This is a genomic window from Enterococcus sp. DIV1315a (genome assembly GCF_051712325.1).
GTDB lineage: Bacteria > Bacillota > Bacilli > Lactobacillales > Enterococcaceae > Enterococcus > Enterococcus faecalis.
Window position 1 is genome coordinate 1,381,066 of record NZ_JBIOOS010000001.1, and the last position, 25,040, is coordinate 1,406,105.

The 25,040-nt window shown below is 37.0% G+C and carries 31 protein-coding genes; 8 read left to right on the forward strand and 23 right to left on the reverse strand.

Annotated elements, in window-relative coordinates; all coding sequences use genetic code 11:
* Positions 1–43: 43 nt before the first annotated feature.
* The gene (locus IGJ03_RS06645) at positions 44–796 is read right to left on the reverse strand and encodes a DUF7006 family protein (protein WP_002382359.1); all 753 of its coding nucleotides are present in this window, start codon (positions 794–796) and stop codon (positions 44–46) included.
* Between the two features lie 196 nt (positions 797–992).
* On the opposite strand from IGJ03_RS06645, the gene IGJ03_RS06650 reads away from it, so the two are divergent.
* The 4 genes from IGJ03_RS06650 (at position 993) to IGJ03_RS06665 (ending at position 3,932) form a co-directional block, all read left to right on the forward strand.
* Entirely contained in the window at positions 993–1,787 is a 795-nt protein-coding gene (locus IGJ03_RS06650) for an SDR family NAD(P)-dependent oxidoreductase (RefSeq protein ID WP_010824677.1), read from the forward strand.
* Between the two features lie 128 nt (positions 1,788–1,915).
* The gene (locus IGJ03_RS06655; protein WP_010824678.1) at positions 1,916–2,344 is read left to right on the forward strand and encodes a MarR family winged helix-turn-helix transcriptional regulator; all 429 of its coding nucleotides are present in this window, start codon (positions 1,916–1,918) and stop codon (positions 2,342–2,344) included.
* Between the two features lie 10 nt (positions 2,345–2,354).
* Complete coding sequence (locus tag IGJ03_RS06660; protein WP_438711164.1) at positions 2,355–3,317, forward strand: ring-cleaving dioxygenase; 963 nt, start codon at positions 2,355–2,357, stop codon at positions 3,315–3,317.
* 12 nt (positions 3,318–3,329) lie between these two features.
* Positions 3,330–3,932: an alpha/beta hydrolase gene (locus tag IGJ03_RS06665; RefSeq protein WP_002361880.1), complete on the forward strand. Its 603-nt coding sequence runs from the start codon at positions 3,330–3,332 to the stop codon at positions 3,930–3,932.
* A gap of 79 nt (positions 3,933–4,011) precedes the next feature.
* Here the strand turns inward: IGJ03_RS06665 and IGJ03_RS06670 are convergent, their stop codons facing one another.
* From IGJ03_RS06670 to IGJ03_RS06725, 12 genes are all read right to left on the reverse strand, one after another.
* Positions 4,012–4,980: an NADP-dependent oxidoreductase gene (locus IGJ03_RS06670; RefSeq protein WP_002398751.1), complete on the reverse strand. Its 969-nt coding sequence runs from the start codon at positions 4,978–4,980 to the stop codon at positions 4,012–4,014.
* Positions 4,981–5,098: 118 nt separating this feature from the next.
* Positions 5,099–5,830, reverse strand: a complete 732-nt coding sequence (locus IGJ03_RS06675; protein ID WP_174090776.1) for a hypothetical protein — start codon at positions 5,828–5,830, stop codon at positions 5,099–5,101.
* A gap of 1 nt (position 5,831) precedes the next feature.
* Positions 5,832–6,686 (reverse strand): ATP-binding cassette domain-containing protein, encoded by an 855-nt coding sequence (locus IGJ03_RS06680; protein WP_002409464.1) that lies wholly within the window; start codon positions 6,684–6,686, stop codon positions 5,832–5,834.
* Entirely contained in the window at positions 6,683–7,051 is a 369-nt protein-coding gene (locus IGJ03_RS06685; protein WP_002357453.1) for a GntR family transcriptional regulator, read from the reverse strand. Before IGJ03_RS06685 ends, IGJ03_RS06680 begins: the two co-directional genes overlap by 4 nt.
* Positions 7,052–7,199: 148 nt before the next feature.
* Complete coding sequence (locus tag IGJ03_RS06690; protein ID WP_002357452.1) at positions 7,200–7,649, reverse strand: hypothetical protein; 450 nt, start codon at positions 7,647–7,649, stop codon at positions 7,200–7,202.
* A gap of 114 nt (positions 7,650–7,763) precedes the next feature.
* Positions 7,764–8,318 carry a signal peptidase I gene (gene lepB, locus IGJ03_RS06695; protein ID WP_002382369.1) on the reverse strand — a complete coding sequence of 185 codons (555 nt, stop codon included), beginning with the start codon at positions 8,316–8,318 and terminating at the stop codon, positions 7,764–7,766.
* Between the two features lie 18 nt (positions 8,319–8,336).
* Positions 8,337–9,779 (reverse strand): S41 family peptidase, encoded by a 1,443-nt coding sequence (locus IGJ03_RS06700; protein WP_375804641.1) that lies wholly within the window; start codon positions 9,777–9,779, stop codon positions 8,337–8,339.
* A gap of 87 nt (positions 9,780–9,866) precedes the next feature.
* Positions 9,867–10,085 (reverse strand): YozE family protein, encoded by a 219-nt coding sequence (locus tag IGJ03_RS06705; protein ID WP_002357449.1) that lies wholly within the window; start codon positions 10,083–10,085, stop codon positions 9,867–9,869.
* 5 nt (positions 10,086–10,090) lie between these two features.
* The gene (gene msrA / locus IGJ03_RS06710; protein WP_002377304.1) at positions 10,091–10,606 is read right to left on the reverse strand and encodes a peptide-methionine (S)-S-oxide reductase MsrA; all 516 of its coding nucleotides are present in this window, start codon (positions 10,604–10,606) and stop codon (positions 10,091–10,093) included.
* A 16-nt stretch (positions 10,607–10,622) separates the two neighbouring features.
* Entirely contained in the window at positions 10,623–11,276 is a 654-nt protein-coding gene (locus IGJ03_RS06715; RefSeq protein ID WP_002357446.1) for a YpmS family protein, read from the reverse strand.
* On the reverse strand, positions 11,269–12,168 hold the full coding sequence (locus IGJ03_RS06720) for an SGNH/GDSL hydrolase family protein (protein ID WP_002365717.1): 900 nt from the start codon (positions 12,166–12,168) through the stop codon (positions 11,269–11,271). Before IGJ03_RS06720 ends, IGJ03_RS06715 begins: the two co-directional genes overlap by 8 nt.
* Positions 12,169–12,271: 103 nt before the next feature.
* Complete coding sequence (locus IGJ03_RS06725; protein WP_002357444.1) at positions 12,272–13,114, reverse strand: DegV family protein; 843 nt, start codon at positions 13,112–13,114, stop codon at positions 12,272–12,274.
* Between the two features lie 131 nt (positions 13,115–13,245).
* On the opposite strand from IGJ03_RS06725, the gene trhA reads away from it, so the two are divergent.
* Positions 13,246–13,899: a PAQR family membrane homeostasis protein TrhA gene (trhA, locus tag IGJ03_RS06730; RefSeq protein ID WP_002357443.1), complete on the forward strand. Its 654-nt coding sequence runs from the start codon at positions 13,246–13,248 to the stop codon at positions 13,897–13,899.
* 193 nt (positions 13,900–14,092) lie between these two features.
* On the forward strand, positions 14,093–14,290 hold the full coding sequence (locus IGJ03_RS06735) for a hypothetical protein (RefSeq protein ID WP_002360203.1): 198 nt from the start codon (positions 14,093–14,095) through the stop codon (positions 14,288–14,290).
* Positions 14,291–14,396: 106 nt separating this feature from the next.
* On the opposite strand, the gene IGJ03_RS06740 is transcribed toward IGJ03_RS06735, so the two are convergent.
* The 9 genes from IGJ03_RS06740 to IGJ03_RS06780 form a co-directional block, all read right to left on the reverse strand.
* Complete coding sequence (locus IGJ03_RS06740; RefSeq protein WP_002357441.1) at positions 14,397–14,909, reverse strand: adenine phosphoribosyltransferase; 513 nt, start codon at positions 14,907–14,909, stop codon at positions 14,397–14,399.
* A gap of 2 nt (positions 14,910–14,911) precedes the next feature.
* Entirely contained in the window at positions 14,912–17,224 is a 2,313-nt protein-coding gene (gene recJ, locus IGJ03_RS06745; protein ID WP_016633914.1) for a single-stranded-DNA-specific exonuclease RecJ, read from the reverse strand.
* A 154-nt stretch (positions 17,225–17,378) separates the two neighbouring features.
* Positions 17,379–17,846 carry a LapA family protein gene (locus tag IGJ03_RS06750; RefSeq protein WP_002369327.1) on the reverse strand — a complete coding sequence of 156 codons (468 nt, stop codon included), beginning with the start codon at positions 17,844–17,846 and terminating at the stop codon, positions 17,379–17,381.
* A 16-nt stretch (positions 17,847–17,862) separates the two neighbouring features.
* A complete protein-coding gene (locus tag IGJ03_RS06755) occupies positions 17,863–18,651 on the reverse strand; it encodes an SDR family NAD(P)-dependent oxidoreductase (protein WP_002357438.1) in 789 nt (262 codons plus the stop codon).
* Complete coding sequence (gene rnz, locus IGJ03_RS06760) at positions 18,652–19,593, reverse strand: ribonuclease Z (protein ID WP_002360200.1); 942 nt, start codon at positions 19,591–19,593, stop codon at positions 18,652–18,654.
* A gap of 214 nt (positions 19,594–19,807) precedes the next feature.
* The gene (locus IGJ03_RS06765) at positions 19,808–20,374 is read right to left on the reverse strand and encodes a hypothetical protein (protein WP_002357436.1); all 567 of its coding nucleotides are present in this window, start codon (positions 20,372–20,374) and stop codon (positions 19,808–19,810) included.
* 120 nt (positions 20,375–20,494) lie between these two features.
* Positions 20,495–20,740, reverse strand: a complete 246-nt coding sequence (locus tag IGJ03_RS06770) for a KH domain-containing protein (RefSeq protein WP_002357435.1) — start codon at positions 20,738–20,740, stop codon at positions 20,495–20,497.
* A gap of 11 nt (positions 20,741–20,751) precedes the next feature.
* Complete coding sequence (gene rpsP / locus IGJ03_RS06775; protein WP_002357434.1) at positions 20,752–21,027, reverse strand: 30S ribosomal protein S16; 276 nt, start codon at positions 21,025–21,027, stop codon at positions 20,752–20,754.
* A gap of 146 nt (positions 21,028–21,173) precedes the next feature.
* Positions 21,174–21,977 carry a GNAT family N-acetyltransferase gene (locus tag IGJ03_RS06780; RefSeq protein WP_002369325.1) on the reverse strand — a complete coding sequence of 268 codons (804 nt, stop codon included), beginning with the start codon at positions 21,975–21,977 and terminating at the stop codon, positions 21,174–21,176.
* Between the two features lie 141 nt (positions 21,978–22,118).
* Here IGJ03_RS06780 and IGJ03_RS06785 point away from each other — a divergent pair, with 141 nt between their 5' ends.
* Complete coding sequence (locus tag IGJ03_RS06785) at positions 22,119–22,673, forward strand: NADPH-dependent FMN reductase (RefSeq protein WP_002357432.1); 555 nt, start codon at positions 22,119–22,121, stop codon at positions 22,671–22,673.
* A 117-nt stretch (positions 22,674–22,790) separates the two neighbouring features.
* Positions 22,791–23,546, forward strand: coding sequence for a MerR family transcriptional regulator (locus IGJ03_RS06790; RefSeq protein WP_002357431.1), 756 nt, complete (start codon positions 22,791–22,793; stop codon positions 23,544–23,546).
* A 74-nt stretch (positions 23,547–23,620) separates the two neighbouring features.
* Here IGJ03_RS06790 and ffh read toward each other — a convergent pair whose 3' ends face one another.
* Positions 23,621–25,039, reverse strand: coding sequence for a signal recognition particle protein (gene ffh / locus IGJ03_RS06795; RefSeq protein ID WP_002361897.1), 1,419 nt, complete (start codon positions 25,037–25,039; stop codon positions 23,621–23,623).
* Position 25,040: the final 1 nt, after the last annotated feature.

Here is a 25,040-nt window from a genome sequence, read left to right on the forward strand (position 1 = left end):
CGAACATTCTTGTTAGATTCAACCATTCTTTTTGTCACTTCCGTTAAACTTGGTACCGCAAAGATAAATCTTCAAATAAATAATGTTGGTATTTAAATTGTTCAAAATGAATTTTTCGAATTTCTTGCTTAATGGCTGTTAAGCATTCATCGACCGTCATCAATGATTCTTCTTTCAGAAGCGCCTCTTCTATTAATAATTTGCATTGGCAATCAATCAATAAAAGTTGACTATAGAATGTGTAAAATGTTTCTTTATTTAATTTTTCAATCAAATTTTTAGCTTGATTCTGTAGCTTTTGATAACATTTGGTCAATTTTTGGTAATCCATTAAATCAACTAACTGACCTTGTTTTAACATGTTACTAAAGTCTAAATCCCAAAGCATTTCTTTAGTCGGCTGTTGCAATAAATAATACATAGAATGACTACTAATAATTTCAGTGGTCGGTTCTTCAATTGTTTCATAAAAAGTCACAAAATATTCTCGCTCAATCACAGTAATAATTTCTTCTTCTGAAAGCTCACAATCTTCTAAATTTTGATAGAATATCAATAATTTAATCCGTTCATCTATTTTATTCAGCGAAGCGACTAATTCAGGAAAAAGAACCGACTGACAATTTTCTACTAATTCTCTTGCCTTATTTTGTTCATTTTTATAAAAGTTGTATAACTTTTTCCGCTGTTTTAACGAGTTTAGTAAGTTATCGGGTATATTCCAGTAATATTGTTTCTTCATAGCATTCCCACTCTTCTTTTTTATGTACAATTTTACAAAATTGGTCTTAGCCAATTTCGTCTCTAGTTATTCTATCAAAAAAGTGACGCTTTTTTACTGACAATAATTACTCGTTTTACGCCCAAAAAGTGAAAACTCAGCTGTTAAGTAATTATTGGGGCTTGTTTCTCGCGGGCCGAAAAAACTTTTTCCTTTTAAAAGTCCAGAAAAAGACCTACACTAGAGATAGACAAACGTTGGAGGGATTTAAATGGATTTACACTTAACGAATAAATTAGCATTAATTACTGGTTCAACCAAAGGAATTGGCAAAGCAATTGCGATTGAAATGGCTCGTGAAGGGACCGATGTCATTATCAATGGGCGCAATGAAGCCGAAGTAACTAAAGTTGTTAAAGAAATACAAACAATGTTTCCAGACACTCATCCTCAAGCAGGGACTGCCGATATTTCCATTGAAAGTCAACGAGCTACTTTGCTTGAAAAATTCCCTAAAGTCGACATTTTAGTGAACAATATGGGGATTTTTGAGCCAATGGAATACTGGGACATCGATGACGCCACTTGGGAAAAATTTTTTACTGTGAACGTGTTGTCAGGCAATGCATTAGCAAAAGCTTATCTACCTAAAATGCTTGCACAAGATTTTGGTCGCATTATTTTCATTGCTAGCGAAGAAGCGGTGATGCCTTCTGGCGAAATGCCCCAATATAGCATGACAAAAACGATGAATCTTTCCTTAGCTAAAAGTTTATCCAACTTAACTGTCGGCACACATGTCACCGTTAACACGGTTATGCCTGGCTCAACCCTTACCGAAGGTGTAGAAAAAATGTTGGAAGATATGTACACTGATTCAGACATTCCCAAAGAGGATTGGGAAAAAGATTTCATGAAAAATCATCGTTCTCGTTCACAAATCCAACGGCTCATTCGACCAGAAGAAATTGGTCGTTTTGTTACCTTTGTGGCCAGCCCGGATTCTTCTTCCTTCTCAGGCGAAGCCTTAAGAATCGATGGCGGCTTAGTTCCAACGATCTTCTAAATTAAACAAAAAAGACAGCCAGCAAAAATTCACATTTTTTGCTGGCTGTCTTTTTAAGCATATTAATTGATTGCTTACCAAAAGTAAGTTATATTTATCTCGAATTCGAAATAAAAAGAGGTGAAACAATGAGCCAACAGCAAGAAGCTTTAAAAGCCTATATCGGTTTATTAAGAACCAGCCATCAACTAGAGCAACTTGCCAAGCAAGATGTCACTTGTTATGACTTAAACATTACAGAATTTTCAGTATTAGAGCTGTTACTCCATAAAGGTCCTCAGACCATCCAAAAAATTAAGGAGAAAATTTTAATTGCTAGCAGTAGCACCACTTATGTTATTGACCAATTACATAAAAAAGGCTATGTAACGCGCACCCCCAGTGAAAAAGACCGACGCATTACTTACGTTGAATTAACAGAAGCTGGAAAAACATTAATTAAAGAAATTTTCCCGACGCATGCAAAGCGAATTGCAGAAGCATTTGAACAACTCTCTTCCGAAGAATTAACACTTCTTCAAAAAACTTTACGAAAAATAACAAATGAAACGAAATGAGGAAATAATGATGAAAAAAGAAGATCAATTATTAGGAATCCACCACGTTACATCTATGACAAGTGATGCAGAAAAAAACTATCACTTCTTTACGGATGTTTTAGGGATGCGTTTAGTCAAAAAAACAGTGAATCAAGATGATATCTATACTTACCATACCTATTTTGCTGATGATTTGGGTACACCAGGTACAACCATGACCTTTTTCGATTTTCCCAATAACCCTAAAGGATTAAAAGGAACCAATACAATTTCAAGAACAGGGTTCCGGGTTCCTTCAGATGCAGCTTTGACTTATTATGAAAATCGCTTCAATGAATTTGCGGTCAAACACACAGGTATTTCTGAAGAATTTGGCAAAAAAGTCCTTCGCTTCTGGGATTTTGATGATCAAGCGTATCAATTAATCTCTGATGAATTAAATCAGGGCGTTGCAGCGGGCACCCCTTGGAAAAAAGGACCTGTTCCAACAGAATTTGCGATTTATGGCTTAGGACCTGTCGAAATAGCTATTTCCTATTTTCATGAATTCAAAGAAGTCTTTGAAGAAATTCTAGGCTTTCACCTAGTGGCACAAGAAGGCAATCGCTATTTACTAGAAGTTGGCCAAGGTGGCAATGGTGCCCAAGTCGTTTTGGTAGACGATGATACTAGCTCACAAGCGCAACAAGGATATGGTGAAGTACATCACGTTGCGTTCCGCCTAGCGGATCGTAAATCACTTGGGACTTGGCAAGCGCTCTTTGATCATTTAGGCTTACAAAACTCTGGCTATGTCGATCGTTATTATTTTGAATCATTGTATGTTCGCATTGGGCATATTTTAGTCGAATTAGCCACCGATGAACCAGGATTTATGGGGGATGAACCTTACGAAACATTAGGAGAAAAGTTATCTCTTGCACCATTTTTAGAAAACCGTCGTGAGTATATTGAGAGTGTTATCAAGCCTTTCAATACAAAACGAGCCTAAGGAGGAAAAAACATGCATTCAATTTTTAAAAAAGGACATCCTGAAGCACCTGTCTTTGTGCTACTTCACGGTACAGGTGGTGATGAAACATCTCTCCTACCAATTGCCCAAGAACTAAATAAACAAGCTACTGTGCTAAGTATTCGTGGTGATGTTTCAGAAAATGGAATGAATCGTTATTTTAAGCGCCTAGCGGAAGGTCATTATGACTTAGAAGATCTAGAAAAACGCGGCGAGGCGCTTCATAAGTTTATTCAACAAGCCGCTAACGAGCATCAATTTTCATTGGATAAAATTATTTTTATTGGCTATTCAAATGGGGCCAATATCGCTATTCAATTATTGCTTACTCACCCCGACAGCTACCATCAAGCTGTCCTCTATCATCCCATGTTTCCTGTAGAATTGACCAATCAACCAGACTTGACCGACACTTCTGTTTTATTATCTCTAGGAGAGCATGACCCGATTGTTCCACTTCCTGAAAGTATGCGTGTGATTCAATTATTTCAGAATCATGGAGCAACCGTACAAGAGGTTTGGACACAAAGTCATCAATTAACCTATCAAGAAATTAAGGAAACACAAACTTGGTTGGCACATCTGTCCTCTTAACAAAAAAGTGGGTCCTAAGTCGAAATGACTTAGGACCCACTTTTTCTATTTTAAGATAATTCACTGTCTGATCTTCTTTTTATTCTGCCATTTGAACAACTATTTTACCAACTGCATGGTGCGTTTCACTGAGTGCATGTGCATCATAAATCCCTTGTCTAGAAAAAGGGAAAACTTCACCAATAATTGATTTCACTTTTCCAGCTGCCATCAAATCAGCAATTTTTTGTAATTGTTCTCCATTTGGTTGAAGCCAAATACTTTCAGCAGAAATATTTTTTTCGGCTGCCAATTGTTTATCTTCAATGCCCACAATTGAAACAAGACGACCTGTGTTTGGTTTTAAGACGTCAAAACTATTTTTTTGAACCTCACCACCCATTGTATCAAAAACCAAATCAACATCAGTTAATACCTCTGCAAAATTCGTTGTATGATAATCAATCACTTCATCTGCACCAATTTTTTTCAGTAAGGCATGATTTTTTGCGCTAGCGGTCGTGATGACATGTGCGCCCGCTTCTTTTGCTAGTTGAATCGCATAAGTACCGACCCCACCTGCACCAGCATGAATTAAAACAGTTTCTCCTTCTTTAAGGTGACCATGATCAAACAATGCTTGCCAAGCGGTTAAACCAGCCAACGGAACGGCAGCAGCTTCTTCAAAACTAATTGTTTCAGGGATTTTTGCTAATAAATGATCATCCACAATCGTTACTTCTGCATAGGTACCAAAACGAGTAGTTTCAGGACGAGCAAAAACTTTATCGCCAACTTGCCAATCCGTTACTTGACTCCCCACCTCTGTAATCACACCAGCGACATCCCAACCAAGAATAATCGGAAAGGACCAATCAAACATCTGTTTTAAATATCCTTCACGCAATTTCCAATCAATTGGATTAATTGATGTCGCGTATTCTTTTACCAACACTTGATGTTCCGATAATTCTGGCAGTGTTACTTCTGCTTCTTCAAGTACCTCTTTACTTCCGTACTGATTAATCACAACAGCTTTCATAAACCAACTTCCTCTCATTTGTTTCATTTTTCACACTTTTAGTATACGCCTATTGTCTTCTTTTTATATAAGAATATGCTTTAGTTAAATGTTGTTGTTTTGAGAGAAAGTGTATTCATTATTAATCTCGATCTGTTTTAATTAGTTATGCATTTACGCGTTTAATTTCACGATGTTTATTCAATAAATAGGTCAAACCAAGATTAATGCCCACAAAGCAACTGATTGTCAGAAGAAGTGGCAGGACAGTAAAACCAGTGGATTGATAACCCACCATTGTTTGCAAGACGTGGAGCATTCTCAGGCGCATTGGTGCCCCCCCTAATTGTGCAATCGTGCCCAGTAAAATAGGAATCATTAATAACAGCAATAAAACAATGAGTTTTTTTACGCCATCTATCCGATCATTAAAGACACCTGCTAACAAACCAAGTGAGCCGCTAAGCATTAGTAAGATAAAAAAGAGCAACCACGACATGAAAAAGTTTCCTTGCGCATAGACATCAATTAATTTCATTGATAATTGAAAATGAGAAATGAAATTGCCGCTAAATACTTTAATCAGTACAAGTACAGCCAAGGATCCAACCAAAGATAAAATAGCATTACTTACAAAATTCACCAAAAAAATTGTCCAGCGGGAAAGCCCGTTTTGAATAAACAGTTTAAAATCTGTGTTCATCCCCAAAAATGATAGTATCCCCATAAAAACCAGACAAGGAATTACTGCATCAGAGCTGACAGTGTTCACGTCGTTAGAAAAGAGCAACCCAATAAGAGGAAAAAGAATGCCGAACAAAGCATAAAAGCCAAAATAAATTGCTAAAGAACGGACTTGATAAATAACACGATACTGCAAAGCTGTTTTAAATTTCATTTTACTTTTCCTTCTTTCTATTGGTTAATTGCACAAAATATGTTTGTAAATTTAGCGGCGCAATTTGAACCTCTGCTTTTTCAGTCGGCAAGTCGCCGTACACGTAAGCCGTAACTGCCCCACCTAAAGTGTCCATGCCTAAGATTTCCAATGACTGAGTATAGCGCTCTACTTGTTCTTTCGGCCCAGAAACAATGCGACCGTTTTTCAAAATTGTTTCAATAGATTCTGCGCGAATCAATTTTCCTTGATCAATGATGATAATATCTTCTAATAAATTCGCAATTTCTTCAATCAAATGGGTAGAAATCACAAACGTACGGGGACGTTCTTGGTATGTCTCAATTAAATAAGTATAAAATAATTCCCGATGATTGGCGTCTAAACCTAAGACTGGCTCATCTAAAAAAATATACTCACAGGGGACGGATAGCGCCACTATTAGTTTAGCAATACTCCGATAACCAGTTGATAATTTTTTGAATGTCTTTTTACTATCTAAACCAAAATCGCTTAACATTTGTTCGGCTAAAGACCAGTCAAAGGATCCATAAAAACCTTCAGTCGTTTTAAAAATATCTTTAATTTTTAACTGAGGAGGAAACAAATTATCTTCACTCATTAAGTAAATATGAGTCAAAGCAGCCTCATTATCGGTCACTGTTTCTCCCGCCAATTTAACGGAACCTGAAGTGGCAAAACTTCGATTATTTATGATATTTAATAACGTACTTTTACCAGCCCCGTTTCTGCCTAAGAGCCCATAAATCGTTTCTTTTTCAAAAGTAATTGAAATATTATCTAGTGCTTTTTTTTGATGATATTTTTTGCTTACTGATTCCACCCGCAAACTCATGCGTCATACCCTCTTTCAATTAGTTGTTTTAATTGTTCAGCTGTAATCCCTAATTTTTTAGCTTCTGCGACAACTTCTAAGACTTCTTTATTTAAAAATTCTTCTTTCCGTGCACTTCTTACTCTCTCTTGAGCGCCTGGTAAAACAAACATGCCAATCCCCCGTTTCTTTTCAATCAACTGTCGTTCTACTAATAAATTCATTCCTTTTAAAACGGTGGCTGGATTGATTTGGTAACTTTTTGATATTTCTGTGGTTGAGGGAATTTGTTCGCCTTCTAAGTAAGCGCCATTAAAAATTCCTTCGGCAATCTGATCGGCTACTTGCTGAAATAAAGGCTTTTCCCCCGAAAAATTAAATTCCATTTTTACACCTCACTTAAACGGTTAACTACTTATGTAACTAACTATATATCTTAGAAATTCTTTTGTCAACAAAAAAACCATTGTTTCCAAAGAAATTTTTCTTTGAAAACAATGGCTATACTTTTGAGTTTATTGAATGGTTTCGTTCTTATAGGGTTCCATTGTATAACAATTCATCGGTTGTTTCGTTGACAATTTTTAAGCGATTTTGTTTTTTTATCAAAATACTTTTATAGGTCGTTCCTGTAGCCTTTTCTTCCATCACAAGAATGCGTTTATACTCATTATCAGTGACTTTCTTAATCGTTGTTTGATTTAAGGACGGGATTTTTTCTTTTAGCGTTTTTTCTTCCGCCAGACCTTTTAAGATTTCTGATTCTGTAGTGGAACTTGTGGATTTACTAGAATCGCTTGATACACCTTCGTTATTAGACGCACTTTCAGATGACTTGCGACTTGATTCGGTTACTTTAGGCTGTGATGATTCACTGGTATTAGTTGAATTCATTTGAGTTTGGGTTTGATTCCCACATGCACCAATTAGCAACCCAACGCCTAAGATAGAACTTGCTAAAATTGTTTTTCTAATCATTTGCATGACCTCCTACATCTATCATTACTTTAACCTTAACATTTTTCAGCTAAGAGAACAATTTTTCAGATTAGAAAAGACCACTAGTCGTTATTTAAATAAACGAACTAGTGGTCTTACTTATTTAGGAATGATCTTCATATGAGTGAGTGGGTAATAAACAAATTGTGCTTTCCCTAAGATTTGATCTGCATGTATTGCACCAAAAGAACGGCTGTCTTTGGACATACGGCGATTATCACCAAGTACAAAATAGCTATCTTTAGGTAATTTTTCTTGCATTAACAATTCTTTTGAATCAAAATTCGTAGTGTAAGGCATCGTTTCATGATCTTTTTTTCTGTTTTTAGTTAAATACGGTTCAGCGATTGGCTGATTATTGACATATAACTGATCGTTTTCGTAACGCACAGCTTCTCCTGGTAAACCAATCACACGTTTAATCAGAATCGATCCTGTGTCTGTTTTAAAGACCACCACATCAAACCGTTTAATGGCGGAGAATTTTTCCATCACAATCATATCTCCTTGATTCAAGGTTTTTTGCATAGAATGGCCATCCACCCGAACAGGAATCAGGAAAAATCCTCTTAAAATAAAAACGGCTACGATTGCTGGTACTAAAATTTTCAGAAAGTACATTAAATACCCAACATAATCACGTTTCTTCTTCAACTTCGTGCCACCTTTTTTCTAGTTTTTTTGAATTTCTTTGACTGCTGTATCGTAGGCAGCGTCATTTTCAAGAATTAATTTACCTAAAGTGGCTTCAATTTTTGTGGCTGTTTCATTGTCGATTTCTCCAGTTACAGGCAAGCCATTTTTCTGTTGAAGATCGCTAACCGCTGCTTTTGTTTCTGCGGTGTAGTTTGCATTGTTTTCATCAACAGGATACGCTAATACAGCTAAAATAGCATTTAAGTTCTGAATATCTTCAGATTGATCTCCTTCTTTTAGCGTTTTATCGCGAGGAATCAATTTTAAATAGGCATACTCGGGGTAATCAGCTTTGATGGTTGGTTCAATTCCTTTTTCGTTGATCCATTCGCCTTTTGGTGTTAACCATTTTAAAACAGTCAATTTTATTTCGGTTTGGTCATTTAAATCTTTCACCGTTTGGACCGTTCCTTTGCCAAATGTTTTCGTTCCAATTAATGGGACATTCGCAGATTCATGCAGTGCTGCAGCAAAAATTTCGGATGCACTGGCACTATTGCCATCAATGATAACTGCAACAGGTTCTTTTACTTTAAAGCCGTCGTCTAATTCTTTGGAAGCAACTTCTTTCATCGTACGTCCTTTTTTGTCTTCAAATTGAACAATTGTTTCGCCATTTTTTAAAAACATACTGGCCATTCGCTCTGCTTGATCTAGCAGTCCACCAGGATTTTGGCGTACATCAATTACAAAGGATTTAGCTCCTTTGGCACGTAAATTCGTGATTGTTTCTTTCAATTCTTGATATGTTTTTTTACCAAAGGACGTAATTTTAATCGAGCCAATTTGTGCATCATTTTTGTCTAACTCACCAGTCACTGTTTTAACGGGAATTTTCCCACGTTTGATTGAGATATTTTTAGTTTCTCCCTCTCTTTGGATAGTCAATTCAACGGAAGTTCCTTTTTTTCCTCGGACTTTTGAGACGACTTCTGCTAGTTTCATCCCTTTTGTAGCTGTACCATCAACTTTTTCAATAATATCGCCTTCTTTGATTCCCGCTTTTTCAGCTGGGGAATCTGCTACAGGGGCCTCTGCTACAACTGGTTCGCCATCTTTCATTGTCATAGTGGCACCAATTCCTTCAAAATCGCCAGATAAGCTTTCATTTAAATCATTGGCAGCAGATTCATTTAGATAAGTTGAGTATGGGTCTCCAATGGCTTCAGACATGCCTTTTAAGGCGCCTTCAACTAATTCATTTTTATCTACTTCACCTACATAATTGGTACTAATTTCATTATATAAATCCTGCACTTTGCTTAAATCATCATTGGTAATTGCCCCTTCTTGACTCATCTTTTTAACACGATGATCAAAATAAATATAACTACTTCCTCCAGCTAAAAATGCGACACAGAGGAGCGAAATAATATATTGATAAAAAGGAACAGTTCGTTTGTTCTTCATAGATTTCATCTCATTTCTAACAAATTCGTCACTACTTTTGTTTACTATAACATGAATGAAAAAAGAGGAAAAGCTTTGTTTGCTTTTCCTCTGGATTTATTTATTGTTTTCAAGGTACTTTTCCCATAACTCATCAAAGATGTCCATGTTGCTTAAATAGTCAGCATTCATTTCTAAATAAGAAGAAAGTTCATGATAATCCTCGGTTTGTTTTGGAAACTGAATATCTTTGGCCGCTTCATTGGCAAAATCAGTTTCAGGATCTTTAGCCGGACCTTTTAATGTCATTAAGTAATGGTAAAAGCTTCGTCTCATGTAAATTAATCACTCCATTTTTCTTCGATAAATTCACTTCTACGTTGATGGGACAATCCATAACGCAAAGCGTCTTTTTTATAAAAGTCTTGATGGTATTCTTCAGCAGGATAAAATGGTGCTGCTGGTTCGATGGTAGTAACAATTGGTTCTGTAAAACGACCGCTATTAGCTAGACGTTCTTTACTTTTCTCAGCAATTTCTTTTTGTTCTTGAGAACGATAAAAAATAACTGGCCGATAATTATCGCCGCGGTCTTGAAACTGACCGAAAGCATCAGTGGGATCCGTTTGTTGCCAATAAATCTCCACTAATTGTTCGTAAGAAATAATCGCTGGATCAAAAGTGATTTCTACTGCTTCCGTATGGCCTGTTGTGTGTGTTAGAACCTGTTCATATGTTGGATTAGGCACATGCCCACCTGTATAACCCGAAACAACTGAGATAATCCCTGGTTGTGTATCAAAAGGCTGCACCATACACCAGAAACAGCCGCCTGCAAAAATTGCTTTTTCTTCCATCTCTAACACTCCTTTTTTATTTCTCTTTTGGCAAGTATATATTCATCCGAATGTCATCGTCAACTAAATTAATCTTTTCTGCTCGAACAAATAGACCATTTTGCATTCTAAACTGATCTAAACGTAATAAAACAGTTTGATCATCTGGATTGATTTCAACCCATTTAGGTAGTTTGTAAGAACGTTTAGCAAATTTCAATACTTCTTTAATTGGCAAGCCTAACGTTCCTATAGATAAACTTTTTGCTTTTAATTGTACATTACCATTCGCCATCACGTAAGGATCAAAATATAAGTAAAAAGGAATGTCATGCCCTAACACCTGAAATGTTCCATTTAATAAAGCATCATTTTCTAAATAAAATTTATATTTAATCTCCGAGCCTTTTTGAAAGTCGGCTAAATAAAAGTCAATCAGTTTGTTCACTTGTTGTTTTTTTGACTGAATGGTGACGACTGGCTCGCCTTCTTTTTCAACAATTGCTGGTATTTTCTTTAAATCTGGTTCGCGAACTTGTGTTGCTCGAAATGTCACGAAAGCTACACTACCAATGACTAAACCAACTAGAACAAGAAAAGCGATTTTCCAGGGATTTCGTTTAAGATTGGTTGGTTGTGTCTTTTTAATTGATTTACTTGTTTTTGGCTTTTCTTCATTCATTTTATTCACTACCTTCTGATTTGGTTATCCATTCTTTCTCTGTCTTGACCATTTCATCCCGGACAGCTCCGGCCATAATTTGGTAGCCAAGATTATTCGGATGGAAGCGATCTTCTTCATATAACAAATTGTTTAAATCCTCTTTGCTAGCACTACTTCCTGTAGTTTCTGAGTCACCACCAGTTACGCCAACTTCATCGCCACGACCTTTATAGAGTAAATCATTGATAGGAATGAAATAGGCTCGTTTTTGCTCTTGAACCATTTCTTCGGTTGCTTGATTCCAGTTATCAACGATTTCTTGCATTTCTGTAATTTCGGAAAAGTTTAAGTAGAAGGGATTGTAAATTCCTAAGACATAAATAGGGGCCTTCTCGTTGTACTCTCGGATTTCTTCAAGTAGTCGTCTTACTCGGCGTTGATAGGCTTTTTGTGGACGATTGAACGAGCTGACTTTCAAGTCGAAAATATTACTACTAATTACTTTCATTAAGTCATTTCCGCCAACCGTTAGCGTAATCACGTCCGCAGAGGCAAGGCCCTTTTGAATTTCAGGTTTTTCTTTGATTCGTTTTAAAATTTGATCACTACGATCCCCATTTTTCCCAAAATTGTCTGTTTGAACACCGTTCAAGTTGTAGTGTTCTTTTAAATCATCTGCCACAATAGGAACAAAACCTCCACTATTCGTCAAATCGCCAATTCCTTCAGTTAAAGAATCACCGATTGCTGTATAATGAATGACTTCTTTTTGATTTTTTTGAGCAGTTGTGGCCACTTTCTCTTGCTTTAATAGTGGCTTTGCTTTGGGGATGGCCACACTTAACAATGTAAAAACACCTAGCGCAATGAGGATAGGTGTTAAGACGGTCAGCAAAATATGCTGTGTTTGTTTTTTCATCTTCGTCACTTCCTTTTAAATAAACTAACAAGAAATTTTCCTTTTCTTGTTAGAAAGAGGTTGCGTCTACTCATTTAAGAGTGAGACCCAACCTCGTTATTTCTTAGTCTGTATAGTACATAATAGCAAAGGCATTTTTTCCTGTATGTGTTGCAATGACTGGATTCGTATGTAATACGGGAATATCCATGTCTTTAAAGATTGCTTGTAATCCTTCTTTGAATCCATTTGCTAGTTCTAGCCCATCCGCATGAGAAATGCCAATTTGTCGAACATTTGGAATCTTACTTAATTCTGATTTCAATTCGTCAAACCATTTATTAAACGTTTTAACGCCTCGGCCTTTCGCTACAGGAATCAATTCCGTATTTTCAAAGTCCATGACAACTTTCATATTAAAAATGTTTGATAATAATCCTGTTGTACGGCTGATTCGTCCACCTTTAACCAAATTATCTAATGTTGAAATGCCAATGTATAATTTAGTATTTTGTTTGACGCGTTCAATTTCAGCTAAAATTTCTGGAACACCCGCTCCCGCTTGTGCCAATTTTGCTGCTTGAATGACTTGGAAAGACAAACCTTGGTCTGTAAAATCGCTATCAATCACCGTTACTTTACTTGATGATAAGTTGCTAGCTTGACGGGCCGCTTCAACCGTTCCACTTAAGCCTTTTGTCATGTGAATCGAAATTACTTCACTGCCATCTTCACCTAAGCGATCATATAATTCTACAAATTCACCAATTGGTGGTTGACTGGTTTTGGGTAAGGCCTTCGCATTAGCCATCATGTCCATAAATTTTTCGCCTGGCAAATGATCATCATCTGGATAAACAACGCCATCAACCATAATTGATAAAGGCATCATATGGATATTTAATTCATCTCTAAGACTTTTTTCCATCGTACATGAAGAATCCGTTACGATTTTAACGTTTGTCATAAATTTATCACTCTTTCTTTAAAAGGAACCTGTTTTCATGGTAGAATACCATTAAACGGTTAATTATCTAGTTATAGTATAACAGACACTGCCGAATTTTTCATCAAATTAAAATAAAGGAAGTGAATTTATTGGAAAAAACGCATTTCTCAAAAAAATACCTAATCGTGAACGAAGTCTTAAATGCAGTTACACATGGCATAGGCGCAGGTTTAAGTATTGCTGGCTTAGTCATTTTACTTGTTAAAGGAGCTCGTTTAGGTTCACCAATTCACGTGGTATCTTATGCTATTTATGGCTCCATGTTGATTCTACTTTTTTTATCTTCAACGTTATTTCATAGTTTAATTTTTACAAGAGCCAAAAAGGTCTTTCAGGTCTTCGATCATAGTTCTATTTTCTTATTGATTGCTGGCAGCTATACGCCGTTTTGCTTAATTAGTATTGGCGGTTGGTTAGGTTGGACCTTATTTAGTTTAGTCTGGTTAATCGCCATTGTCGGTATTGTCTATAAATCCCTCACGTTGCATAAACAAGAAACAGTGAAAAACATTTCAACGATTATTTATATTGTTTTAGGTTGGCTCTGTATCATCGCTGCTCGTCCGTTATATGAATCTCTTGGGTTTACAGGAACGGCGTTATTAGTCGCAGGGGGCGTGTCTTACACATTAGGTGCAGCCTTCTATTCATTGAAAAATGTGCGGTTTATGCATGTGGTTTGGCACTTGTTCGTCATGCTTGCAGCGATCCTCATGTATTTTTCTGTTCTCTTTTATACGTAATCACAGCACAATAAGAACACGATGCTTTGAGCATCGTGTTCTTTTATTGCCCTAAATCTCTTTATTATAAAGGATTATTCTTCTTTTCGAATTATTTTAACATAAATTAGTAGAAAAGACTTTACAAAACGAACATACATTCGTATAATAACAATACGAACACTCGTTCGAATCAAATGAAGAGGTGATACACATGGAAGCAATTCGTCGTGTTGGATTTTTATTTTTTGTATTGGTTATAGGTATTTTTTTGGGAACATTAGGATTACGTCTTGCTTTTATGATCGTGACGCCGTTATTTATTCTTTGGTTTATGTCATGGGATGAGAAGCGTTATACACGTACACGTAAACAACAGCAAGCAAGATACGTTTATCGTAAGTTCCCTTAATAAATAATAAAACGGTGTGTTCCCCCCAAGCTATGCTCCGTTTTTATAAATATGTCAAAGAAAGAGCGAAGGATTAAATTCCTTCGCTCTTTCTAATTAAATTAGATTAGTATTCCATTAAGGTAACAATATCGTAGCCATCAATTTTATCGCGGCCATGTAAATCCATTAATTCAATTAGGAACGCACAACCAACCACAATACCACCTAATTGTTCGACTAATTCGATGGTTGCTTTAATTGTACCACCAGTTGCTAGCAAGTCATCACAAATCAAAACACGTTGACCTGGTGTGATGGCATCTTTGTGCAACGTTAATGTATCTGAACCATATTCTAAGTCATAAGTCACTTCGATGGTTTCACGAGGAAGTTTTCCTTTTTTACGAACCGGAGCAAAGCCAACCCCTAGTTCATAAGCCACTGGACAGCCGACAATAAAGCCACGAGCTTCTGGTCCTACAACCATATCAATTCTTTTTTCTTTCGCGTAATCCACGATTTGTTTCGTTGCTTCACGGTAGGCATCCCCATTAGCCATTAATGGAGAAATGTCACGGAACACGATCCCTTTCTCAGGATAATCTGGAATGCTTGCAATGTAATCTCTTAAATCCATTTTTATTTGTCCTCCTCATTCCACAGCCATTGTTGTATTGTTTGACAATCACTGTAAAGTAGAAATTCTTCTGTTTTTATTTTTTTCAATCGTTGTTGGTACACTTGACTTTCAGTCAATGGTCGATTGTCGGGTTTCTCAATACTGTTTAAAACACCGCTTTCTATTGTAACAAATCCTAAGTCAAAAAACACCTGTATCATGAAAATTAATAATTTTTCTTGGATATTTAAGTAATTTGCCACCTTCGATAGCTGGGAACGTAGATTTACTTCTTTTTGCTGCAAAATAAATTTATACAATGTTGCAAATTGTTCACGTGAAGCCATACCGTTTAAATAAGCTTCTTCTGGTGAAATAAACATCATGTATATACGTTGTATCTCAGTCGCTTCAACAATTTCTTTAACCGTGATTGCTTCCACAGGACAGTCGACAAAAACCAGTTGTTCGATTTGATTTTGAGAAACAGCTTCCACCAATTCTTTTTGGTTTGACCAAACAATAATATTAGCGGTTGGATCTGAAATGAATTTTTGATTTTTTTCATCAAACAAAAGATAAGCTGTTGCTTCTGAAGGAATTGGTTTCGTTTGATTATTTTTGCCACGAAAATCAAATAATTGTCTTCCCGATACAGCAAAATCAGTCACCATTAATTGTGGTTTCTTACGACCATTCCATTCATTGATGGAAAGTTGGCCTGCCACATCGGCGGTTCCTTGTGCTAGTTCATCCGCTTGAGGCCCCATTTGAAAAGCAATTGCATCCAATTGTGCCCCTTCTTGATTCATTTGAAATTTCAGATGTGCATTATCTGCACCAATTTGCCGAATTTGCGTAGGCGTGATTTCCTTAAATACAAAAGTTGGAACAGTATTATCGGTCCCAAAAGGCGCCAAAATACGCAATTGATCAATAAAAGTAGTCGTGGCCTGCGAAACCGCTAAGCTCTCACTAATGAGCAACTCTTGTCCATTAGCCATATCAATTTGATTTTTTTCAATAAAGTGTACCAAATGTTCTTGAACAAAAGGAATATTTTCAACAGGTAAAGTCATTCCCGCTGCCATATGATGCCCACCAAAATGAGTGAATTGCTCACGCACTTCGTTCAACGCCTCATAGAGATTCAATGCGCTAATGCTACGTCCAGAGCCTTTAGCGGTCGTACCAGATTCATCTATTGCTAAAATAATGGTTGGTTTCCCCGTTTCTTGCATAATGCGGCCCGCGACAATCCCTAAGACGCCTTCATGCCAGCCTTGTTTCGCTAAAATATGGACCGGCGCATTCGGGTCGATTAAATCCAGGGCTTCTTTGGCAATCGTCGTTACAATGTCTTTTCGTTCATTGTTTTGTTGATCGATATATTTAGCGATTTCCAGCGCTTGTTCTTCATCAAATGTAGTCATCAATTCAACACCTGGTGCGGCTTCCCCTAATCGACCTAATGCGTTTAAACGAGGTCCAATGGTAAAGCCAATTGATTCTTCTGAAACAGCTTCCTTTTTCACACCCGCTTCTTGTAATAAAACGTCTAAACCAATTCGATCACCAGTTTGAATCATTTGAAGGCCCATTTTGACAAACGTTCTATTTTCATCGGTTAATGAAACCAAGTCAGCAATCGTCCCAATTGCTACCAAATCTAATAACTCAATTGGCAATTCACCAAGTAACGCAGTAGCGACTTTGAAAGCCACGCCAACACCAGCTAAATCTCCAAAAGGATAGTCACCTTGTGGATGTCTAGGGTGGACAATCGCATAGGCTTCTGGTAATTGTTCAGGCAATTCATGATGGTCAGTAACGATTACATCTACTCCTTGTGCCATAGCGTAGTTAATTGCTTCATGTCCGGCTACACCATTATCAACGGTTACAATTAATTGGACTCCTTGTTCAATTTGTTCAGCAAATACGTCTTTATTAGGCCCATAGCCATGAACAAAACGATTCGGTAGAAAGTACTGAACCATGCCACCGACTAATTCGATTGCTTCTTTCATAACCGTGGTACTAGTGATGCCATCTGCATCATAATCCCCATAGACAAGGATTTGTTCACCCGCTTCGACGGCTTGCTGGATGCGGGCTACCGCTTTCTCCATATCATGCATTAAGAACGGATCATAAATATCTTCGATAGTCGGATGTAGAAACTTACGTAATGCTTCTTCTGTCCGGATATTGCGGTGCCATAAAAGTTGGCCAATTAATGGATTAATTTCTTCTTTTTTTAATTGTTCTATAAATTCTACAGGTAATTCTGTCTTTGTCTGTAACTGCCATTGATAGTTTGATTTTTTCACGACGTCACTCCTAACCAAGTAATTATAGCAAAATTTTTCCAAAAACTAAAGAAAGCATTTTTTTAAATCTGAGAAAAAAACTGTGATATCTGTTAGATAAATAGCAGATATCACAGTTTTATTTTAAAAGAAACTTAGTGATAAAGTCTCTTCCTTATTTTTGTTCCTCTTCATTCACACGAGGTTTCACATAACGATCAATACGACTACCTGACACAGGCGTTACGTCTACTTCTGTGTTTGACGTTTGTTCGTTGACCACTGGTTCTGAGACTTGTGGTGCTGCCGCTTGTTTGGCTTGCAAATCAGCCAATTGATTATCAAAAGAACGTTGAACTTTTTCCGTTTCTTCTTTGACTAATTTATCCATATCATTTTTATAAATATCCAACTCTTTTTGTACAGCTTTTAATTCCTTACGTTGGTTCCAAATGGTGGTTGTGGAGGTTAGTAATCCAACTAGTGCGCCAATAATTGCAGAACCTAAAATAATTAAGATTAACGGTCCACTAATTTTAGTAAAACCAAAGTTTACTGGAACAGCTTGATTATTTAAAACAGCAAAAATAACAACAATTAAGACCAACACAAGGCCCAAAATAACACGCCATTGATTTTTCATGACTTGATCGACTCCTTTATTTTTTATTTAAAATATTTCCCGCTATGAAATCTCCTAAATGTGGAAACAATGTATAAAAGCGGGCTGCCGCTTCCATGACAAATGGACGATTAATCTCACGTCGAGAAGTCCCCATACTCCCAACCACTTCTTTCGCTAATTTCGTAGGGTCCAAAACAATTTTATCCACCGCAGCTAGATATGTGCCTGTCGGGTCCGCTTTATCAAAGAATTCTGTTTGGATTGGTCCTGGATTGACAGTCGTTACTGCTACACCCAACGGTTTCAATTCTAAACGTAAAGCATTTGAAAAACCTAACACAGCAAATTTCGTTGCAGAATAAACGGTTGATTTAGCTGTAGCCATCTTCCCAGCCATTGAAGCAACGTTGATAATATGTCCTTGCCCAGCTTCAATCATTTTAATAGCTACTTTTTGAGTAAACGTCATCATTCCTAGAACGTTGACATCAAACATTTGGCGTGCAACAGCCAAGTCAATTTCAACAAAATTTTCAAACAAGCCAAAACCAGCATTGTTGACTAAAACATCTATAGGACCAACTTCTGCTGAAATAGCTTCAACCACACGTTCAACACTTTCTGGATCGGCAATATCTAATTGATAAGAAAATGCTTCTCGTCCGCTTAAAACAGCACACTGCTCGCGAACTTTACCAATCAAATTAATTCTGCGGGCGCAGACAACGACGACCGCCCCTTGTTTAGCTGCTTCATAACAAATTTGTTCACCTAAACCAGCTGAACCTCCAGTTACGACAACGACTTTATTTGTTAAATCCATCTAAGCTCCTCCTTCATTGGCAAATGGAATCTCAATGATATCCATATCTTTTACGATTTTTGTATTGGGGAAAATTTCTTGGGCTTCTTCTTGAAGCTGATAGGCCTCTTTGGTTAAATAACGGGCACTAATATGCGTTAAAATAAGTTGTTTTACTTGCGCTTCTTTTGCAACTTCAGCTGCTTGTTGACTGGTTGAGTGGAAGTAGGCTTTTGCCATTTTTGCTTCGTGTTTATTAAACGTACTTTCATGGACTAAAACATCCGCTCGTCGTGCTAAAGTTACACTATTTTTGGTTTTGCGAGTGTCTCCTAAAATCGTCACGATTCGTCCAGGTTTACGCTCTCCCACAAACGCTTGTCCATTAATTTCCTGTCCATCAAAAACAATCGTTTCACCACGTTTGAGTTTGCCATACAACGGCCCAGAAGGAATCCCTAAAGCTTGAAGTTTCTCTACTTGTAATTCTCCTTCATGCGCTGCTTCCTCAATTCGATAGCCAAAGCTCGTGATGCCATGGTCCAAGATATTACAGCGAACAGTGAATTGTTTATCTTTAAAAATAACGTCATTTTCTTTCGTTAATTCAATAAATTTCAGTGGATAGGACAACCGCGATTGCGAGACCCGTAAAGAAGTCTTGACAAAGTCAGCAATCCCAACTGGTCCATAGATTTCTAAAGGTTCTGTCCCGCCCTGAAAAGAACGACTACTTAACAAACCAGGTAAACCAAAAATATGATCCCCATGTAAATGTGTAATAAAAATCTTTTCAATTTTTCTTGGGCGAATACTACTTTTTAAAATTTGCAATTGAGTCCCTTCCCCACAATCGAAGAGCCAAACTGCATTTCGTTCATCTAATAATTTCAACGCAATTCCTGTGACATTGCGATGTTTTGCTGGTACACCAGCGCCTGTTCCTAAAAATTGTATTTCCATCTGCTACCATACTTTCTTTTAAACTTCCTTTTTATTTTAGAAGAAGTTTGCTCCTTTAGCAAATAATAATTTATCTATTTTCTCAAAGTTTCCTTCTTAGTTTACCGTATTTTACGATAAAATAACAAAAAATTAGCAAACTACCATAAAAAACCGTGATTTCTTAGTATTTTAAAAGACTGTTTTCCTTTATTCAGAAAACAGTCTTTGCTCCTTATTCTTCTTTCGATGTTGCTTCTTTGTGTTGTTCTTTTTTTGCTTGCCACGATTGTTTCGCTTCATTTGCAACTTCGTTCGCATCGTTAATTTCTTGTTGGACTTCCTCTAAATCAAGCCGCGTGATTTCGCCACCTAAGTCAAACATAACCAATTGGTTGAGCGGACGGTTGTCTTCTTCTTCTGCAATTAATAACAATCCCGTTTGTCCTTCATCAATCTTTTGAATCACATGTTCAAAAACCGTTTGTGCTTCTTGAATTTCTTTGGCGTCTTTGCTTGCACCATACATACTTCCAGCAAACCAGCCAAAAAGAATGCCCAGAGGACCACCTAATATGCCTACTAGCATCCCAATCATGCTATCTTTTGATGTATGATTGTTGCCTGTAAAATCGATAAAATCATTGATTTTAAATTGATGCTGGCCATCATTAACATGCGTAACAACCGCCATTTGCTCACCTTTAAGCTGTCTTTCTGCCTGCATCTTTTTTATTTCGGAAAATGCTTGGTACGATTTACTTTCAATATCAAAGTTCATAATGATAATTCGTTTTGCCATACAAATCGCTCCTTTATTCTGGATACATCTATTTTAGCAAGAAAGGCCTATCTCTAGCAATGAAAACTTTTTGGTTATGTATAAAAAAAGAAGATAGCTAGGCTACCTCCTTGTTAATGCTTATTTACCATCAAGAATATTTAAACGGACCTTTTTCGGACCATCGATACGTACACTATAAACAATTGTCCGAATTGCTTTTGCAACACGCCCTTGTTTACCAATGATACGTCCAATATCTTCTTTGGCCACAGTCAAATTATACTCGAGGAAATCAGTTGATTCCTCAATTTCTAATGAGACTGCTTCAGGTTGACTGACTAACGGACGGACAATAGTTAAAATTAACTCTTTCACATCTGCCATATTCAATCACCTTATTTCTTAACGTTTTTAGCTTCATGATGTTTTTTCATAACGCCTTCTTTTGAAAGGATGTTACGAACTGTATCAGAAGGTTGCGCACCTTTAGATAACCAATCTAAAACTAAATCTTCTTTTAAAACTACTTCTGCAGGGTCTTTCAAAGGGTTGTAAGTACCTACAGTTTCGATGAAACGTCCATCACGAGGAGAACGAGAATCAGCTACTACAATACGGTAAAAAGGACTCTTTTTAGAACCCATACGTTTTAAACGAATTTTAACTGCCATTATTAAATACACCTCCATTAACTTAATCACAAGAGTTAGTTTAACAGATTAACAACAACCTGTAAAGAGTTTTTTCTTGACACCTTTACTTTTTTTCAATTTTTTTAGCCAATTTGCAGGAAAACAAACGAAATAATGAAGAATTTTTACAAAATTTGATAATAGTTGTACTGGTTTCTCACTTGAAAGCCTTCTGTTTGATAGAGATGAAGCGCTGCTTGATTTTCTGTTTCAACTTCTAAAAAAATAGTCGCTGAAGCTGAATTTTCTAAAATCATTCGGAGCGCAGACTGTAACACTTGACGGCCAAGACCGCGACCTCGTTGCGTTTTTGTCACAACAAAGCCATAAATCCCCCATTCGTTTTCAAAATGATCCAAACGTAGCGTGGCTAAAAGTTGATTGTTTTCTTTATAAATAAGTGTTCGTTGAAGGTCCTCCGGCAAAGGCGTACCTTCGAGTAACCTAGCCAAGGAATCCAAATCAGCCACTTGTGGTCGGAGAAGTGTCAGCTTCGCCAACGCCTGTGAGTAAGTTTCTCTTTGAAAAACCAGATACTGTTCTGAAAAAGCTGGCACAATTCCTTGTCTATTAAAATAATTCAGGCCAACAGATTGCTTGTCGTCCATCACGAGAAAGACTTCTTTCATTCCCCACAAAGCTGCTTGCTTTTCGAGTTCTTGAACAAGTTCTTCAAAAAATGGTCCTACATTTGGCGCAACAATCGTCGCTTCCAAGGTTTCCCCATCAAAACAATACCCTACGATATATGCTTGAATGGTTTGTTCCTTCCTGTATAAACCATAATAAGTATAAGCTGATTCCTCAGGAAATGTTTGTTCCAATTTATAAAAAGTTCCTTGTTTAATCATTTCCTTGTTTTTTAATTCAGTCAATGTTTGTTTCTCCAACTGTGTTAACTGTCGGCGCCAATTTATTTTTTTATTCAAGCAGTTGCTCCTTTACTCATCCTTTTACTAGCTATTATACGTGAAGTTACGAAGTTCAACAATGTACAAGGATAAAACGTTTGCGCTTTTTTTGAAAAAGTACTATCATAAAGTAAGTAAAAGAAAAATGGAGGGATTTACATGACAAAAAAAATTGGTATTTTTGTAGGGAGTTTAAGAAAAGATTCATTTAACAAATTGGTAGCAAAAACAATGGCGGACTTATTTCCAGCTGATTTCGAACCTGTTTTCATTAACATAGGTGATTTAGAATTATACAATCAAGATTTGGATGATGAAGGAACCCCCACCGAAGCTTGGACAACATTCCGTGAAGAAGTTAAACAAGTAGATGGCGTAATGTTTGTAACACCAGAATATAACCGTTCAGTACCAGCTGTTTTAAAAAATGCATTGGATGTCGGTTCACGTCCGTATGGCGAAAGCGTTTGGGATAAAAAACCAGGACTTGTGGTGAGTGTTTCACCAGGTGCAATTAGCGGATTTGGTGCGAACCATCATTTAAGACAATCATTAGTCTTCTTAAATGTTCCAACTTTACAACAACCTGAAGCCTATATTGGCGGTATTACGAACTTAATTGGTGAAGATGGTAAAATTATTGATGGCACTGTTGGCTTCTTACAATCAATTGTAGATGCTTACGTGGATTTCTTTAATCGCTTAACTGCCTAATTGAATCAATCGAGAAAAAGTGAGGCAACTTTTTACAGGTTGTCTCACTTTTTTTATTTTTTTGCTTGACCCTCTCGTTACGTAAAGGTTTATGATAGATTTTGTCAGGAGGAATGAATGATGGAATATACAATTAAAAAAATGGCTTCACTATCTGGCGTCAGTGCACGGACGTTACGATATTATGATGAAATTGGTCTTCTTCAACCAGCCAGAATTAATTCTTCTGGTTATCGAATTTACGGGCAAGCCGAGGTGAATCGTTTGCAACAAATTCTTTTTTACCGTGAATTGGATCTGAAACTAGATGAAATTAAAGAAATTTTGGAGCAACCTGACTTTAATGTTGAACAGGCTTTATACGAGCATCAACAAAAACTATTGGAAAAGCGCAATGAAATTGATCGTCTTTTAGCCTCTGTTCAACAAACCTTACACCATTACAAAGGAGAGATAAACATGTCAGATCAGCAAAAATTCGAAGCATTCAAACAACAAAAAGTTCAAGAAAACGAAGAAAAATATGGTAAAGAGATTCGGGAAAAATATGGCAACGAAACGATTGAACAAGCCAACAAAAAATATTTAAACTTGACGGAAAAAGACATGCAAGCAATGCAGAACGTGGAAAAAGATTTATTTTCTAAGTTAGCCATGTATCAAAAATCACCCAAGTTGACTAGCCAACTTGCGCAAGAAATTTTCCAATTACACAAAGATTGGTTAATGTACTCTTGGTCAAGCTATTCGCCAGAAGCACACAAAGGGTTAGGCCTTATGTATGTTGGCGATGAACGATTTACGTCATATTATGAACAACACGGCGCTGGTTTTGCCGAAGCGTTAAACGCAATTATCCAAAACTACGCTTAAACAGAAAGTGCGCCATCAGTCGAAGAGACTGATGACGCACTTTCTGTTTCTTCCAATAATTAACTAAAGCCTGTTTATCTTTTTTTCTTTTTCTTCTTTTTGTTTTTCTTCATCATACGATTCATGGCCATTTTACCTAGCTTGCCTTTAACGCCGCCACCTAACATTTGATCCATACCAGGAATGTTCATATCCCCTTTGGACATTTGTTGCATCATTTTTTTGGATTCTTTAAATTGTTTAATCATACGATTGACTTCAACCACACTATTTCCTGAACCAGCTGCAATTCTGCGGCGGCGACTAGGATTTAATAGATCAGGATTTTCACGTTCTGCAGGGGTCATTGATAAGACCATCGCCCGTTTCCGTGCCACATCTTTTGGATCGACTTTGACATTTTCAATACCAGGCATGTTACTCATTCCAGGGATCATTTTTAATAAGTCTTCAATCGGTCCCATGCCCATAACTTGATCCAATTGCTCAATGAAATCGTTAAAGTCAAAACTGTTTTCTTTCATTTTTTGAGCAAGTTCTTCTGCTTTTTTCTCATCGTAATCTTGTTGCGCTTTTTCAATTAGCGTCAACATGTCCCCCATACCTAGGATACGACTCGACATACGATCGGGATGGAAAATTTCTAAATCGGTTAATTTTTCACCAGAACCGACAAATTTAATCGGAGCACCCGTTACTGCCCGAATTGACAGCGCAGCCCCCCCACGAGTATCGCCATCCATTTTGGTAATAACAACCCCAGTAATTCCAAGCTGTTCATTAAAACTATCTGCAACGTTGACAGCATCTTGCCCCGTCATCGCATCAACAACTAACAGAATTTCATTGGGATCAGCCAACTCTTTAATTTGTTTCAATTCGTCCATTAAAGCTTCGTCAATGTGTAAACGGCCGGCCGTATCAATTAAGACATAATCATTTTTCTTTTCTTTTGCTAATGCTAACCCTTGACGAACAATTTCCACTGGATTAGCATCTGTTCCCATATCAAAAACGGGAACTTCTAATTGTTGACCTAAAACCTTCAACTGATCAATCGCTGCTGGACGATAAACGTCACCAGCGATTAAAAGCGGACGAGCGTTTTCAGTTTTCATTAAGTGTTTTGCTAATTTACCAGTAAAAGTTGTTTTACCAGCCCCTTGTAACCCTGTCATCATAATCACTGTCGGGATTTTTGGAGATTTATTCAGTTCAACCGTTTCTGAACCTAACGTTTTCGTTAATTCTTCATCAACAATTTTTACAATTTGTTGGGCTGGTGATAAGCTTTCTAATACTTCGACTCCTACTGCCCGTTCTCTGACACGTTTTGTGAAATCTTTGACCACTTGTAAATTAACGTCGGCTTCTAATAAAGCCAAACGGATTTCTCGCATCATTTCTTTTACGTCGGCTTCGGAAACTTTTCCCTTACGACGGATTTTACTCATTGCCTGCTGTAGGCGGTTTGTTAAACTCTCAAAAGCCATA